Annotated in this window: 14 protein-coding genes, 1 tRNA gene and 1 pseudogene; 9 read left to right on the forward strand and 7 right to left on the reverse strand. The window is 68.5% G+C overall.

Features of this window, described 5'->3' with window-relative positions; genetic code table 11:
• Nucleotides 1-36 precede the first annotated feature (36 nt).
• A complete protein-coding gene (gene der, locus H9L22_RS05335; protein WP_187721886.1) occupies nucleotides 37-1,383 on the forward strand; it encodes a ribosome biogenesis GTPase Der in 1,347 nt (448 codons plus the stop codon).
• Nucleotides 1,384-1,392: 9 nt separating this feature from the next.
• Entirely contained in the window at nucleotides 1,393-2,433 is a 1,041-nt protein-coding gene (locus tag H9L22_RS05340; protein WP_187721887.1) for a YdcF family protein, read from the forward strand.
• Nucleotides 2,434-2,442: 9 nt separating this feature from the next.
• On the opposite strand, the gene H9L22_RS05345 is transcribed toward H9L22_RS05340, so the two are convergent.
• Nucleotides 2,443-3,012: a dihydrofolate reductase family protein gene (locus tag H9L22_RS05345; protein WP_187721888.1), complete on the reverse strand. Its 570-nt coding sequence runs from the start codon at nucleotides 3,010-3,012 to the stop codon at nucleotides 2,443-2,445.
• 94 nt (nucleotides 3,013-3,106) lie between these two features.
• Between H9L22_RS05345 and H9L22_RS05350 the strand changes: the two genes are divergently transcribed.
• From H9L22_RS05350 to H9L22_RS05365, 4 genes are all read left to right on the forward strand, one after another.
• Nucleotides 3,107-3,772, forward strand: coding sequence for a class I SAM-dependent methyltransferase (locus H9L22_RS05350; RefSeq protein WP_187721889.1), 666 nt, complete (start codon nucleotides 3,107-3,109; stop codon nucleotides 3,770-3,772).
• A gap of 72 nt (nucleotides 3,773-3,844) precedes the next feature.
• A tRNA-Pro gene (locus H9L22_RS05355) sits at nucleotides 3,845-3,918 on the forward strand.
• A 349-nt stretch (nucleotides 3,919-4,267) separates the two neighbouring features.
• On the forward strand, nucleotides 4,268-4,630 hold the full coding sequence (locus H9L22_RS05360; protein ID WP_187721890.1) for a cysteine peptidase family C39 domain-containing protein: 363 nt from the start codon (nucleotides 4,268-4,270) through the stop codon (nucleotides 4,628-4,630).
• A gap of 9 nt (nucleotides 4,631-4,639) precedes the next feature.
• Nucleotides 4,640-5,062 carry a hypothetical protein gene (locus H9L22_RS05365; protein WP_187721891.1) on the forward strand — a complete coding sequence of 141 codons (423 nt, stop codon included), beginning with the start codon at nucleotides 4,640-4,642 and terminating at the stop codon, nucleotides 5,060-5,062.
• A 600-nt stretch (nucleotides 5,063-5,662) separates the two neighbouring features.
• Here the strand turns inward: H9L22_RS05365 and H9L22_RS05370 are convergent.
• The 3 genes from H9L22_RS05370 to H9L22_RS05380 form a co-directional block, all read right to left on the reverse strand.
• Complete coding sequence (locus H9L22_RS05370; RefSeq protein WP_187721892.1) at nucleotides 5,663-6,910, reverse strand: RNA polymerase sigma factor; 1,248 nt, start codon at nucleotides 6,908-6,910, stop codon at nucleotides 5,663-5,665.
• Nucleotides 6,911-6,912: 2 nt separating this feature from the next.
• Nucleotides 6,913-7,260 carry a YciI family protein gene (locus H9L22_RS05375; protein WP_187721893.1) on the reverse strand — a complete coding sequence of 116 codons (348 nt, stop codon included), beginning with the start codon at nucleotides 7,258-7,260 and terminating at the stop codon, nucleotides 6,913-6,915.
• A 316-nt stretch (nucleotides 7,261-7,576) separates the two neighbouring features.
• The gene (locus H9L22_RS05380) at nucleotides 7,577-8,134 is read right to left on the reverse strand and encodes a hypothetical protein (protein WP_226966149.1); all 558 of its coding nucleotides are present in this window, start codon (nucleotides 8,132-8,134) and stop codon (nucleotides 7,577-7,579) included.
• A gap of 192 nt (nucleotides 8,135-8,326) precedes the next feature.
• On the opposite strand from H9L22_RS05380, the gene H9L22_RS05385 reads away from it, so the two are divergent.
• Complete coding sequence (locus H9L22_RS05385) at nucleotides 8,327-9,166, forward strand: SDR family NAD(P)-dependent oxidoreductase (protein ID WP_187721894.1); 840 nt, start codon at nucleotides 8,327-8,329, stop codon at nucleotides 9,164-9,166.
• 354 nt (nucleotides 9,167-9,520) lie between these two features.
• On the opposite strand, the gene H9L22_RS19580 is transcribed toward H9L22_RS05385, so the two are convergent.
• Nucleotides 9,521-9,652, reverse strand: coding sequence for a hypothetical protein (locus H9L22_RS19580; RefSeq protein WP_264292551.1), 132 nt, complete (start codon nucleotides 9,650-9,652; stop codon nucleotides 9,521-9,523).
• A 138-nt stretch (nucleotides 9,653-9,790) separates the two neighbouring features.
• The gene (locus H9L22_RS05390; protein WP_187721895.1) at nucleotides 9,791-10,363 is read right to left on the reverse strand and encodes a hypothetical protein; all 573 of its coding nucleotides are present in this window, start codon (nucleotides 10,361-10,363) and stop codon (nucleotides 9,791-9,793) included.
• 220 nt (nucleotides 10,364-10,583) lie between these two features.
• Between H9L22_RS05390 and H9L22_RS05395 the strand changes: the two genes are divergently transcribed.
• Nucleotides 10,584-11,570 carry an aldo/keto reductase gene (locus H9L22_RS05395; RefSeq protein WP_187721896.1) on the forward strand — a complete coding sequence of 329 codons (987 nt, stop codon included), beginning with the start codon at nucleotides 10,584-10,586 and terminating at the stop codon, nucleotides 11,568-11,570.
• A gap of 25 nt (nucleotides 11,571-11,595) precedes the next feature.
• Nucleotides 11,596-12,012: pseudogene (locus H9L22_RS05400) on the forward strand (MmyB family transcriptional regulator); the annotation flags it as partial.
• A 16-nt stretch (nucleotides 12,013-12,028) separates the two neighbouring features.
• On the opposite strand, the gene H9L22_RS05405 reads toward H9L22_RS05400, so the two are convergent.
• A complete protein-coding gene (locus H9L22_RS05405) occupies nucleotides 12,029-14,299 on the reverse strand; it encodes a family 65 glycosyl hydrolase domain-containing protein (protein WP_187721897.1) in 2,271 nt (756 codons plus the stop codon).
• Between the last annotated feature and the right edge of the window lie 13 nt (nucleotides 14,300-14,312).

Raw genomic sequence — 14,312 nt, forward strand, 5'->3', positions numbered from 1 at the left:
CACTACGATGAAGGTTCCCAACCTCAGGAGGCCAGCGTGAGCGAGTCCGTCGCAAGCGACACTGTCAAGCCGATCGTCGCCGTGGTGGGACGCCCCAATGTCGGGAAGTCCACACTCGTCAACCGCATCCTGGGACGCCGCGAGGCGGTCGTGCAGGACACCCCCGGGGTGACCAGGGACCGCGTCTCGTACGACGCCAACTGGAACGGGCGCGAGTTCGTGCTCGTCGACACCGGCGGCTGGGTCTCCGACGCGAAGGGCATGGCCGCGGCGATCGCCGAGCAGGCCGAGCTGGCCATCTCGCTCGCCGACGCCGTCCTGTTCGTGGTCGATGCGACGGTCGGCACGCTGGACGAGGATGAGGCGGTCGTGCGGGTGCTGCGACGCTCGAAGAAGCCCGTCGTCCTGGCCGCGAACAAGGTCGACGATCAGCGACACGAGGCGATGGCCGCGTCGATGTGGAACCTGGGGCTTGGGGAGCCGTACCCGGTGTCCGCGATGCACGGCCGCGGGTCGGGTGACCTGCTCGACGCGTTGCTCGACGCCCTGCCCGACGCCCCACCGGAGCGCGACATCGAGGAGTCCGGGCCACGTCGCGTCGCAATCGTCGGCAAGCCGAACGTCGGCAAGTCGTCGCTGCTGAACAAGCTGGCCGCCCAGCAGCGGGTCGTCGTCTCCGACGTGTCCGGCACGACGGTCGACCCGGTCGACGAGATCGTCGAGGTGGGCGGGCAGGTGTACCGGATGATCGACACGGCCGGCATCCGCCGCCGCGTCAAGGAGGCCTCGGGGCACGAGTACTACGCGAGCCTCCGCACGCAGGGTGCCATCGAGCGCGCCGAGGTCTGCATCATGGTGATCGACGCCTCGGAGCCGATCACCGACCAGGATCTGCGCATCCTCAACTCCATCGAGGAGTCGGGCCGGGCGCTGGTCATCGCGTTCAACAAGTGGGATCTCACCGACGAGGAGCGTCGCCGCTACCTCGAACGCGAGATCGAGCGGGACCTGATCGCCTGGAAGTGGGCGCCCACCGTCAACATCTCCGCGCTGACCGGCCGCAACGTCGACAAGATGAGCAAGGCCATCGAGGCCGCCGCCGAGGGCTGGGAGACCCGCATCTCGACCGGCAAGCTCAACGCTTTCCTCGGTCGGCTCGCCGCCGCCCACCCGCACCCTGTGCGGGGCGGGAAGCAGCCCAGGATTCTGTTCGGTACCCAGGCACACAACTGCCCGCCGACGTTCGCCCTGTTCACATCCGGGCTGATGGACGACACGTACAAGCGCTTCATCGAGCGACGGCTGCGGGAGGACTTCGGCTTCGTCGGCTCGCCCGTGCACGTCGAGATCCGGCCGCGGCAGAAGCGCTCCGAGCGCTCGTAGGCGGTCACCGTGGGGCCCCTGGTCGTCACGGCGGCACTCCTGTTGGCCGCCTTCGGCTTCGGCGTGTGGCGGGAGTCGCGACGGTTCGGCCTCGGTCTCCTGCTGACCGGGGCGCTCAGCTGCCTCGTCCTGCTGGTGCTGGTCCTCACCCTGTCGGCTCTCGATGTCTCCGAGGGCATGACGCTGGCCTGGGTCCTCGCCGGAGTGTTCGGGCTGTTCGTGCTCGCCGTCGCGACCCTCGGTGGGTTCCTCATCGTCAACGCCGTGACGATGAGGCGCAAGGAGGGACTCGGGTTGCCGATGCTGCTGTCCGGTGCCCTGGGGGCGGCGATCCTGGGCTATGTGACCGCCGGCGTGGTGATCCTCGTCCTGAACCGGGGCGACCTCATCGGCTGGATGTTCATGGCAGGCCTGCCTGCCGCCTATGTGGCGTTCCTCTTCGTCTCCTACCTGATGTACTCGGCCCTGTACCAGTGGGGGACCAGACGCTACGGGGCGCCGGTCTCCACGGTCGTCGTGCTCGGCTCCGGCCTCGGCGGCGGGGAGAGGGTGACCCCGCTTCTGGCCGGACGCCTCGAGCGCGGCCGGGCGGTCTTCGACCGCTCGGTGGAGGCCGGCGCCGGACCGATCCTCATCGCCTCGGGAGGGAGGGGGAGCGACGAGAAGCTGTCCGAGGCGGAGGCGATGTCCCGCTGGCTTCTCGAGCGGGGGTTCCCGCCGGACAGCATCGTGCGGGAGGAAACGTCCACTGATACCGAGGAGAACCTGGCCAACTCCGCCGAACTGATGCGGCAGTGGAGTTCCAAGGGTGACGTCGCGGTCGCCACGAGCGACTACCACGCCCTCAGAGCCGCGATCATCATGCGCAAGGCCGGCATTCCCGGCTACACCGTGGGGTGCCGCACGGCCCGCTACTACTGGCCCAGCGCGACCGTGCGGGAGTTCCTCGCCATCCTGCTCGAGCATTCACGCCTGAACCTCGCCATCATCGTCCTGCTCGCGATCCCGCTGGTGACGAGCCTCGTCAGGCTCTTGGCTGAGCTGTTCTGAGGCGTCCGGCTACCCGGACCGCGGCGGGCCGTCAAGGACCGTGGGACGGTACTCGAGGATCTGGATGCGGTTGTCCAGGGTACGGGCCTCGATCAGTTCCAGGGTGACGTCGGGGTAGCCGTCGTAGATGCGTTCCTGTCCGGTTGCGCCCGTGATGACCGGAAAGATCCCCACGCGGAACCGACTCACCAGGCCCTCCTCCAGTAGAGCCCGACACAGCTGCAGGCTGCCGATGGTGCGGAGGTTGACGCCGTCCTCGAGCAGGTCGCGGATCGCCATGAGGGGTTCCTTGTCGATGAGGACGGTGTTGCGCCAGGCGAAGGGTTCCAGGAGTGTCGATGAGACGAGGTACTTGGTGGTGTCGGCGAGTTGCTCGGTGCCCGGTTCCCCGGAGGCTGCGAACCCGGCCATGGCCCGGTAGGTGTTGGCTCCCATCACGATGGGCCAAGCGCCCTCCGGCTGCGCCGCGAGCCAGGCCAGATACTCCGGGCCCTCGAGGCCCCACCAGCCGGGCCAGCCCTCCGCGGCGCCGTAGCCGTCGAGGGAGGTGATGAAGTCGACAAGCAGTGTCCCGTCCATGGTCCGAAGCTACGCCTGCTTTCCGGTTTCGACCAGGGCCCGTGCGGGGCCGACGTCGACTAGGTTGGGCGGCAGCATTCAGGGAAGGAACGAGATGTCCCACCAGCACGAGCACCGGGTCAGCGACGCGGATCCCAAGGAGTTCTGGGAGGAGCGCTACGGCTCGGCCCAGGTGTGGTCGGGTCGGGTGAACGCAGCCCTGGCCGACGTGGCCGCGACGCTTCCTGTCGGCGACGCGCTGGACCTCGGCTGCGGCGAGGGCGGTGACGTCATCTGGCTCGCAGAACACGGCTGGGCCGCCGTCGGGGTCGACATCTCGGCCACGGCCGTCGGACGGGCGCGGGCGGCCGCTGAAGCGCGGGGCCTGGGGGAGGACCGGGCGTCCTTCAGGGACGCCGACCTGACGCGACTCGACTCCTCCGACAGGTTCGACCTCGTGACGGCGAGCTTCCTGCAGTCCCCGGTGGCCCTGGCACGCCGGGATATCCTGCGCGCGGCCGCCGAGCTGATCCGTCCCGGGGGACACCTGCTGCTCACCACCCACGCGGCACCGCCCCCGTGGGCCGATGCGACCAACCGCGCCGCGTTCCATCACTTCACGCCCGAGCAGGAGGTCGCTGACCTCGACCTACCGGCGGAGGAGTGGGAGACGGTGATCGCCGAGATCCGGGCGCGGTCCGCCGTCGGCCCCGACGGCACCCCAGCGGAGCTGGATGACTGTGTCGTGCTGCTGCGCCGTCGAGAGTCGGCCCAGGCCTGACCCGGGACGGGCCAGTTGGACCGCAGCGGCTGATGTCCGCTAGAGTTCCTTCTCGGATCGGTAACGGTCCGGCGGGCTGTAGCGCAGCTTGGTAGCGCACTTGACTGGGGGTCAAGGGGTCGCAGGTTCAAATCCTGTCAGCCCGACGAAAGCCCTAGTGAGACTAGTTTCTCACTAGGGGCTTTCTGCTTTTCAGGCAAATGTCACCGCTGATGTCACCGCCGTCACGAACTGGCTGAAAAGGTCGCCGCCAATGATCAGCTGTCCCTGACGAATCAGGGTGGAGCCGTGATGATGAAGGTTCCGCCGCCAGTGGGCACCAACGTCAACTTTCGGATCCCCTCGTATGGGTACATCAGCGGCTGCACGGTGCTCGCGAACTCCACTGGACGCTGTGGTTGGGTCGCGGCAACCATTGTGATGAGGTACTGGCATGCCAGAACCAGCAAGCTGCTGATTCCGACGGCCCATCGAAGCGGTAATAACATAAAGGTCGTGGCACGTCCCGACTTCGCCGACCCGATTCGCGATGGTCGGAGCGAGTCGGTCTTCTCCGGCTTGGCTGTCGCGGATGGCATGGGGTATCACGCCGTCGTGCGCCTGAAGATCAACGCCGACGCCTGGTACAACTTGTTGAGCCTCAATGTCGACTCCGCCCTCAAGGCCGGGCGACCAGTGATCCTCTTTGGATCGCTCCCCAGCGCCTTGGCTGACGGCGAGAAGGGGAACCACGCTGTGGTGGCCTACGGGAAGTCGGAGGACGGTCACAACATCGTCCACTACGGCTACTCCGGGAAGTCGGCCCTCGTGCTCAACTCTGGCACCGTCGCGTCCAATACCCACTTCCTGCTGAAGTAGGGTCGAGTCATGAGGCGCGTACTGCATACGATGGTTCTTGCGCTGCTCGCGGCCGTACTCGGCATCATGTGCTTCCACACATGGCAGAGCCGGTGGCTCGCCGGCGAGGGAGACCACATCTACACCTACCACCGATGGTTCGCCACTCCGATCGGGTTCTTCGATGTGGTGGCCCCCGTAGCAATGCTGCTGACAGTGCTGCTCGCGATTCTCGTAGCCAGCCGCGTACGCCGCGCCAACACGAGTTGGGTGCAGATCGGAATCGGCGCGGCCACCGCGCTTTTCGTCGCGACCCTGGGTTCCAACCCCACGATGGCGGGCATGGTGCACGGTCTTGGCGTCTGGGTCGCGCCGCTTCTGGTGATCGCTACAGTGTTGCTTCTGATCCTTCGGTTGATGACCCCGAAACAGCCCGAACGGCAGGCCACCTGACGCTTTGATCGACAAAATCAGGCCGCCGAGGTGGTGCCCCCGGCGTGCGAGCGGCCCTTGGTATCCTTGCCGGGTCGACGACGAGTTCGAGGAGGAGCTCGCCCGAGCAGCGGACGGAGACACATGGCCCGGAACTACTGGGACTTCGCAGGATTCGGCGGAATCTATCTCGAAGACAGCTGGATCTATCTCGAAGACAGCTGGGTACTATCCATCCTCGCCTCGCCGGGGATACTGACGATGGAGTGCGACCTGGTGCTCTAGGAGAGTCACCCCGAGTACCGTCCGCCGATCCCCACCGAGCACTACTGCTACCGGGCCGGGACCATCGAGTTTCGCGATGTCAAGACGCTGTGGTGGACGGGGCAGGGGACGCCACCGTCCTACGACCCGACGGGCGAGCGGGATTTCGGTTCGATCGACAGCCTGGTTGAAGCGGACGGATCCTTCGCAATCGAGGGAGACTTCGGTGTGATCCGCCTGGAGGCGTCACTGCCGACCGTGCGGCTGAGCCCTCGAGACACCTGACCCCCGGGATGGCCACGCCTTGCGACGCACTCGCCGGACGTCACTCCGGGAGGGGGCGTCTGCCGAGGCGTGTCAGGCGTCTGGTGATGTATGCCCTTCCGGCGGCGAGGCCGTGCAGGCTCCCGCCGCCCGCCAGGCCGCAGCCGCCTCCGGGTAGCGCTCCAGGCCCTCGAGGGTGACGGCGCGGGCCGCGTGGTAGGGATGGTAGCGCTGCATCTCCTGAGAGTCACCCAACCGGTCCAGCAGCCTGAGGCCGACCTGGAAACCATCCAGCTGTCCGACGGCGATCGCGCGGTTCAGCTCGACCACAGGGCCGGGGACGATGCGTCGAAGCAGGTCGTAGAGGACTACCACCTGGCCCCAGTCCGTGTCGTCGAAGCTGGCCGCCTCGGCGTGGACAGCGGCGATCGCGGCCTGGACGACATGCGGCCCCAGTCCAGCGGGACTGATCCCGCCCTGACCAGCGGCCTGCTGAGCCAGAGCGATGCCCTCCTCCAGCAGCGGCCGGAGCCAGAGCGTGCGGTCCTGATCCTCCAGCGCGATCGGCAGTCCCTCGCCGTCGGTGCGGGCGGGAGCCCTCGCCTCCGTCAACAGCAGCAGGGCAAGCAATCCATCGACCTCACTTTCCCCGGGCAACAGGTTCGCCGTGATCCTGGCCAGCCGGATGGCCTCGGCTGTGAGTTCCGAGCGGACGTGCACATCAGCCGCGGTGGCGGCGTATCCCTCGGTGTAGATCAGGTAGATGACGTGCAGTACCGCGGGCAGCCGGTCGGGCAGCTCGGCTGCCCCGGGCACCCTGATGGGGATCCTGGTCACCGTGATCCGCTTCTTCGCGCGAGTGAGCCGTGCCTGCATCGTCGTCACCGGCACGAGGAAGGCCGCGGCCACTTCCTGCGTCGAGAGCCCACCGAGATAGCGGAGCGTGAGAGCGATCTGCTCGTCCTGGCGCAGCGTCGGATGGCAACAGGCAAACAGGAGCTGCAGCCGATCGTCCGGGATGCCGTCGTCTGCCACTGGGGCAGCAGGGCTGCGGCGTTCCTCTTCCAGGCGCAGTTCCGCCAGTCGGCGGGCCGCCATGGCGTCGCGGCGGACGATGTCGATCGCGCGCCGCCTGGCGGTCGTCAACAGCCACGCCAACGGGGAGGCTGGGATTCCGGTTCGTGGCCAGGTCTCGAGTGCCGCGGCCATGGCGTCCTGCGCCACATCCTCCGCGAGGGCGAGATCGCCGAACCGGCGCACCAGCGCGGCCAACAGCCGGGAGCTGTCTTCACGCTGGACGCGGATCAGCTCCTCGGCCGTGGCCTCAACCGGGTCGATCATGGTCAGTAATCGGCGAGCGCCCGGATCTCCACGCGGCTGTCCTTCGCGCCGGGGCAGAGCTTGGCCCAGCGGATGGCCTCGTCGATGTCGGCGACGTCAAGGATGAACGTGCCGCCCACGTATTCCCGGCTCTCCGCGAACGGCCCCGTGGTCACGACCGGTTCGGTGGAGCCCTTCGGGATGGCGACGGAGACCCCCAGCTCCGGCTCGTGGAGCGCGAACCCGCCGGCCAGCACGCCGGCCTCCTGCAGCTGCGCGTCGTAGGCCATGAACTCCTCGACGGTGGGCAGGGACTCGTCCCCGCAGCGCGCCTTCTCGAGGTCTCCCATGAGCAGCAGTACGTACTTCATCTTCGGCTCCATTGTTCGGTCTGCGTCGGGGCGTGTGCGTCCGACACCATCATGACGAACGGCGGCACCGGAGATCGACAGCCCGACCAGAACGGAGATCAGAAGTCGCGAAGCGGCGCGGAGAAACCTCGGGCGTAGGCGTCGAGTGTTTCTGCGCTGGACGCTGCCGCGGCGCCCCGGCATGCTCGTGCAGAGGCAACTGGAGACAGTCGCAGGCAACTACCTCGCCGATCCGTTCAGATCCAACATGCATTCATGAAGCGTGAACAGCCAGCCGGAATTGAACACCAGCTACCGCGGCCGACCTCCGGCAGCCTCAACCAGCCGCCGCAACCGGCGTTGGACGCACCGGACACGCGACCTGCCCGCGCAGCCGCCAGACCAGCGCCACGCCGGTCAGGATCAGGGCGCCCAGGGCCAGGAACGGCTGCACCGGCGCGAACCAGGAGATCGCGCCCGAGTAGCCGAGGGCCAGCAGGGCCAGCTTGTTGCAGACCGGGCATCCCACGGCGAACCAGGCGAGGATGCCGCCGGCCATTCCCAGGCGGCTGCTGCGCCGGGCCTCACCCTCATCGCCGGCGTCGCCACTTCCAGCCGCGCCGTCCTCGCCCTGGCGAACATAGGTGGCCACCAGCATCCCGGAGAGAGCCGAGGTGACCAGCCACACCGGGTAGTTCCACCACACGGGCGGGATCTCCCGGCCGAACACAGGGTTGGGGATCAGGACCGTCGCGAAGCCGATCACCAGGGCGACGGCGATGCCGGTGACGATCGCGACGAGCGCCTGCCGCGATGTCCATCCCCGGAGCGCCTGCATGGCCAGTCGGAGGGTCTCGCCAATGGCCTGTCGTGGTCGCGTTGGTGAAATGGTCACGGCGCCATCGTGCCAGCCCACGGCAAACCCGACCTTCAGGACGCCCCACCTGGGGGCGACCGCGTTCCCGACCTCGTCACACCCCGATCCCAGAATCGGCCGACGGGACACGCCACGCGCGCTACCATCCAGCATCCCTCCGAGAGGGGGAGCGCAGCTGATCCCACACGCCAGACGACAAGGGAGTCCACCATGCCGAGCACTTCGCCCATCGCGGGAGCCACCGTCCTGGTCACCGGCGCGGCGCGGGGGATGGGGGAGCTCTACGCCCGCCGGGCCGCCAGTGAGGGTGCCGCCGCGATCGCCCTCTGGGACGTCGACGTCGAGGCTGCGCGCGAGGTGGCGGAGCAACTCGGGCGCGAGGGGTGTGCAGTGCGCACCTACGGCGTCGACATTTCCCGGCAGGAGAACATCGCGGCCGCTGTGGCCGGTATGCGCGAGGACATCGGGGCGCCGGACGTCCTGATCAACAACGCGGGAATCATCCGGGGCGTCCCGTTCTGGGAGCACGACCCTGTCGGCGACATCGATCTGACCATGCGCATCAACGCCCTGGCCCCGATGTGGCTGACCAGGGAGGTGCTTCCGGAGATGATGGCCGACCGGTCCCGCCCCAAGCGGATCCTCAACATCGCGTCGGCCGCCGGCACCGTCGCCAACCCGAACATGAGCGTCTACGCCTCATCCAAGTGGGCCCTGATCGGGTGGAGCGAGTCGCTGCGCCTCGAACTGACGCGCTCGGGACACGGCCACATCGCCGTGACGACCTTCTGCCCGAGCTACGTCTCGACCGGCATGTTCGCCGGCGCCCGGGGCCCGCTGCTCACGCCGATCATGACCCCGGACCGGGCTGTGGAGGCGGCCTGGTCGGGGATGAAGGCCGGCCGGCCGATCGTTGCGAAGCCGTGGACGGTGAAGCTCGGCATGGCGGTGCGTGGGGTGCTGCCCACCCCTGCCTGGGACTGGGTCGCGGACAAGGTCTTCCACGTCTACTCGTCGATGGACCACTTCACCGGCCGGGGGCAGCGCTGAGCTGATCCCTGTTGCGGTGCCAGTCTCGGCCCACACCGTGCACGAAGCTCCGTGGAGCCGCCGCTGTGGCACCCACGCCACAGCCGCGGCCTGACGGGGATTCGTGCACGTCAGCGCCCCGGGTCGCGCGGAGTGGGCGCGGGAGGTTGGGCACACCCCGTGACTGACGCTGATGCCCGAGTGGCGGACGCTTGCGTCAGAAGAGTTCAGGCGCCGGGACGGATGGCCGAGGACGTGGGCAGCCGGCCGCACACCTCCCTGTCGTTGTGGAACGAAGCCGCAGACATCACGGCTTCAGCATCACCTTGAGGGCCTCGCGCACGCCTGCCGGTCCACCGACCTCAGCGGCGGTCGTCAGCGTCGCCGCCCCGACTGTTGCCAGGTGTCGCTGCGCCGGGTCACGTCGAAGATCCTGGCCAGGTTCGCCGGAGGGATCACGGGCGGCAGCTCCAGGACGTAGCGGATCAGGTGCAGATAGTGCAGCACCGTCAAGTCGGCCGGTGGTCCGATTCTGCGAGGGGAGCGTGGGGCAGTAGTCAGTTTTCTCAGCTGGACCAATCAAAATGGGCCACTGGCCGATTTTGCGAAGGGGCGTGGGTCGCGGTGGGGTAGTGGGCGGTTTTCTCAGCTGGACCAACCAAAATGGGCCACTGGCCGATTTTGCGAGAGCGTCTCGTCGGCTGCAGTGGTCAGTTCCTTGATCTGCAGCCGGGGACGCCCGACGATCACGACCAGTGGCGACACCGACACGCCGAAGCGAGAGGCCCTGCTGAGCAGCCTCGCAGCCTTGCGCCCCTCCGACCGGGCAGCAGGCACGTACGGCAGGCGTTGCCCGTTGACCATGAGGCAGTCGCCCCCCCAGGAGGATCGCCAGCCCCCGGCGAAGGCCAGGTCGAGGATCTGCTCCCCGGGGAGCGTCTCCGCCAGGTCGGTGAGTGGGACGACGGGTGCCATATGGACCGGCGGGGGAGGGGGCACCCGGGTAGGCGCGTTCGGAACCGGCCGGGCACCCGCCGACACTCCGGCCCCGTACCGGGCGATCCAACTCTCGACCGACTCGGCGACGGCGGCCTCCCATCCCCGCTCCACCTCGTGTGCGGTTCCGGTGGCCAGATCCCACCAGCCGACGGCGTTGCCGAAGTCGTCCTGAACGTACAGCCGGTCGTGGCCGTAGCGACGCCACCGGTTGATCCGCATCATCCACCTCCCGGGACGGCGTCGGTGCAGGGTTTCGTCAGAGTCTGGCAGCACCGGGCCCGGCCCGGGAGCGCTCCCGACAGAAATGCCCGGGCACTCCCCAGATCCGGGCCGGCCAGCCGGCTGGGAGGCACTGCCAGTACCCGGATCCGCCCGCACTCCCACCACGCTTCCCGTCCGGATAGCGTGCAGAGCAGCACATCGAACCGAAAGGCATCCCATGCACACACGCATCCTCGGCCAGGGCCTCCGCGTCTCCGCCATCGGCCTCGGCGCCATGGGCATGTCCATGAGCTACGGCCCCAATCCCGGCGACCGCGACGACATGATCGGCGTCCTGCGCTACGCCGTCGAGCAGGGCGTCACGCTCATCGACACGGCGGAGGTCTACGGACCCTACGTCAACGAGGAACTCGTGGGGGAGGCCATCGCGCCGATCCGCGACGAGGTCGCCGTCGCCACCAAGTTCGGCTGGAACATCGTCGACGGCGCCATGCAGGGCACCGACTCCCGGCCCGAGCAGATCCGGCGGGTCGCCGACGCCTCGCTCAAGCGGCTGGGCGTCGAGGCGATCGACCTGTTCTACCAGCACCGGGTCGACCTGTCCGTGCCGATCGAGGACGTCGCCGGCACCGTCGGCGAACTCGTGGCCGCAGGGAAGGTCCGCCACTTCGGGCTTTCGGAGGCCGGAGCCACCACCATCCGCCGCGCCCACGCCGTCTTCCCGGTGACGGCGGTACAGAGCGAGTACTCGCTGTGGACCCGCGACCCGGAGGCCGAGGTCCTGCCGACGCTGCGGGAACTGGGCATCGGGTTCGTCCCGTTCAGCCCACTCGGCAAGGGCTTCTTCACCGGGACGGTGACCGCGGGCCAGACATTCGAGCCGGGGGAGATCCGCGCCCGGGTGCCCCGCTTCGAGGCGGACAACCTCGCCGCGAACCAGGCGCTCCTCGACCAGGTCACCGCCCTCGCGGCCGCCCGGGACGCGACACCCGGCCAGGTGGCGCTCGCCTGGCTGCTGGCCCAGGCGCCGTCCATCGTTCCCATCCCCGGCACCCGCCGGCACAGCCGGATCGACGAGAACGTCGGCGCGGCCAGCATCCTGCTCTCCGCCGACGACATTGCCGACCTCGACGCCCTCACCGAGCGCTTCGGGGTCGCGGGCGACCGCTACAACGAGGCCGGCATGCGGATGGTCGGCCTCTGAGCCGGGCTGACACCGGCCGGTCAACACGGCCCGGTTCACCTACCTCAACCCCGCCGCACGTCAGTTCTGGCGCGACTACGACCAGGTCTCCCACGACTCGGCCGCCATGCTGCGTCTCGAGGCCGGCCGCAACCCGCACGACCCGGAACTGATCCGGCTGGTCGGTGAACTGTCGACCCAGAGCGAGCTCTTCCGGCAACGCTGGGCCTCGCAGGACGTCAAACTGCACCGCAGCGGCGTCAAGCGCCTCCACCACCCGGTCGTCGGCGACCTCGACCTGACCTACGAGTCCATGGAACTGCCCAGCGAGCCGGGTCTGGTGCTGAACGTCTACACCGCGGCGGAGGGCTCACCGGCAGCCGACGGCCTGCGGCTGCTGGCGGCCTGGGCCGCGACACAGGACGCTGAGACCGCGGCCGACGCCAGGCCCGTGGAGGCCTGACGCCGGCCGCCCCCGATCAGCAGACGGACGCCTCGAGCGGCCCGACCTCGACCGGCTCACCGTCAACGCGCACCGTCAGCGGCACGCCGTCGATCAGCGACAGCTCGGTCCCCCCACGGGTGACACGCACGCCGACGACACTCCCGCGGATCCCGACGGTGAAGGAGTAGCCGTCCCAACCGTCGGGGCAGAAGGGCCGCAGCGACAGACCCTGGTCATCGACACGCATGCCGGCGAACCCCTGCACGATCGCAAGCCACGAGCCGCTCATCGAGGTGATGTGCAGGCCGTCCTCGGTGTCGTTGTTGTAGTTGTCCAGGTCGAGGCGGGCGGTGCGTCGGTAGAGATCCACCGCCTTGTCCGGCTGGCCGATCCTCGCCGCGATGACCGAGTGGATCGACGGCGACAGCGACGACTCGTGCACCGTCAGCGGCTCGTAGAAGTCGAAGTTGCGGCGCAGTTCCTCGGGAGTGAAGTCCTCCTCGAACAGGTACATGCCCTGCAGCACGTCGGCCTGCTTGATGTAGGGGGAGCGCAGGATCCTGTCCCACGACCACTTCTGGTTCAGCGGACGCTGCTCGGCCGGCAGCTCCGCGACGGGCCGGAGGTCCTTGTCGAGGAACGTGTCGTGCTGGACGTTGATCCCGAGTTCGTCGTCGTGGGGGAGATACATGCCCGAGGCGATCTCGTCCCACCGTGCCTGCTCGTCGGGCGTGACGGTCAGTTCCTCGGCGCGCCCGGCACCGACGGCGGCCAGCGTTTCGCTGGTGAACCGCAGGACCCAGGCCGCGATGTAGTTCGTGTACCAGTTGTTGTTGACGTTGTTCTCGTACTCGTTCGGGCCGGTGACGCCGTGCAGCATCCACTGGCCGCGGCGCTCCGAGAAGTGCACGCGGTCGGCCCAGAAGCGGCTGATCTCCACCAGCACCTCGAGGCCGGGGCCCTCCAGATAGCGCCGGTCGCCCGTGTACCGGGCGTGGTTGAAGATCGCGAAGGCGATGGCGCCGTTGCGGTGAATCTCCTCGAAGGTGATCTCCCACTCGTTGTGGCATTCGACGCCCGTGAACGTGACCATCGGGTACAGGGCTCCTGCGAGCCCCTGCTGCCGCGCGTTGTGCTGCGCCTCGGGGAGCTGACGGTGCCGGTACGTCAGCAGCCCCTCGGCCACCTCGGGCGCGGCGACCGCCAGATACAGCGGAACGAGGTAGGCCTCGGTGTCCCAGTAGGTGGCGCCGCCGTACTTCTCGCCGGTGAACCCCTTGGGCCCGATGTTCAGCCGGGTGTCCTCGCCGTAGTAGGTCGACAGGAGGTGGAACAGGTTGAACGCGATGCCCTGCTGGGCTTCGGCGTCGCCGTCGATCCGCACCTCGCAGCGGCGCCACCGCTCCTCCCAGCGTGCGCTGTGGGCGGCGAGGTGGTCGTCGAACGACGCGCCGTCGGCCGCCTCCAGGAGCGACGCGACGGCCTCGGCGTGCGCGGGGAAGTCGATGTCCCGGGTGGTCACCAGCGCCGTGGTCTTGCTGATTTCGGCCGTGGTTCCGGCCGCGAGGGTTCCGGCGAAGCTCCGCCCGACCTGCCAGGGCTGGTCGATCACCTCAGCCGCTTCGAGGCCCGTCGCAGTGGCCCGCATGCCGGTGGTCACCGTGAAGCGGGGCGTGCCGAACGGGTTCTCGACGGTGCGCAGCGACAGCAGGTCCACCGCTCCTGTGGCGCGCGCAGTCTCCTGCCAGAACCGCTCGTTGTAGTTGGAGTCGAGGTTGTGGACGTCGCCGTCCAGGCGCGGGGTGGCCGTGACGGCGACGCCGTCGGTGAGCGCGGTCACCCGCACGCGCTGCAGGCAGAGCTCGGGCGTGGCGATCGACAGGAAGCGCTCGAACGAGACCCTGACCCGGGCTGTGCCGACGGCGTAGTCGAACGTCCGTGTCAGCAGGCCGTTGCGCAGATCGAGCCGCATGCGGAAGTCGTTGAAGGAGCCAGTGTGCAGGTCGACCTTCTCGCCGTCGACCGCCAGGTCGATCGCGATCACGTTGGTGGCGTTGATCACCTTGCCGAAGTACTCGGGGTAGCCGTTCTTCCACCAGCCGACGCGGGTGCGGTCGGGGAACCAGACGCCGGCCACGTACGTGCCGGGGTGCGTGTCTCCGCCGTAGCCTTCCTCGAAGTTGCCCCGCATGCCGAAGTGGCCGTTGGCGGTGGACGTCAGCGACTCGAGGAGCCGGATGGCGGACCCGTCCAACCGGGTGGCGGTGACGGCCCAGGGCTCGACCTCGACGATGCGCTCATGCATGGCGCAGCCTCCA

It is taken from the genome of Tessaracoccus defluvii (genome assembly GCF_014489575.1).
Taxonomy (GTDB): Bacteria; Actinomycetota; Actinomycetes; order Propionibacteriales; family Propionibacteriaceae; genus Arachnia; species Arachnia defluvii.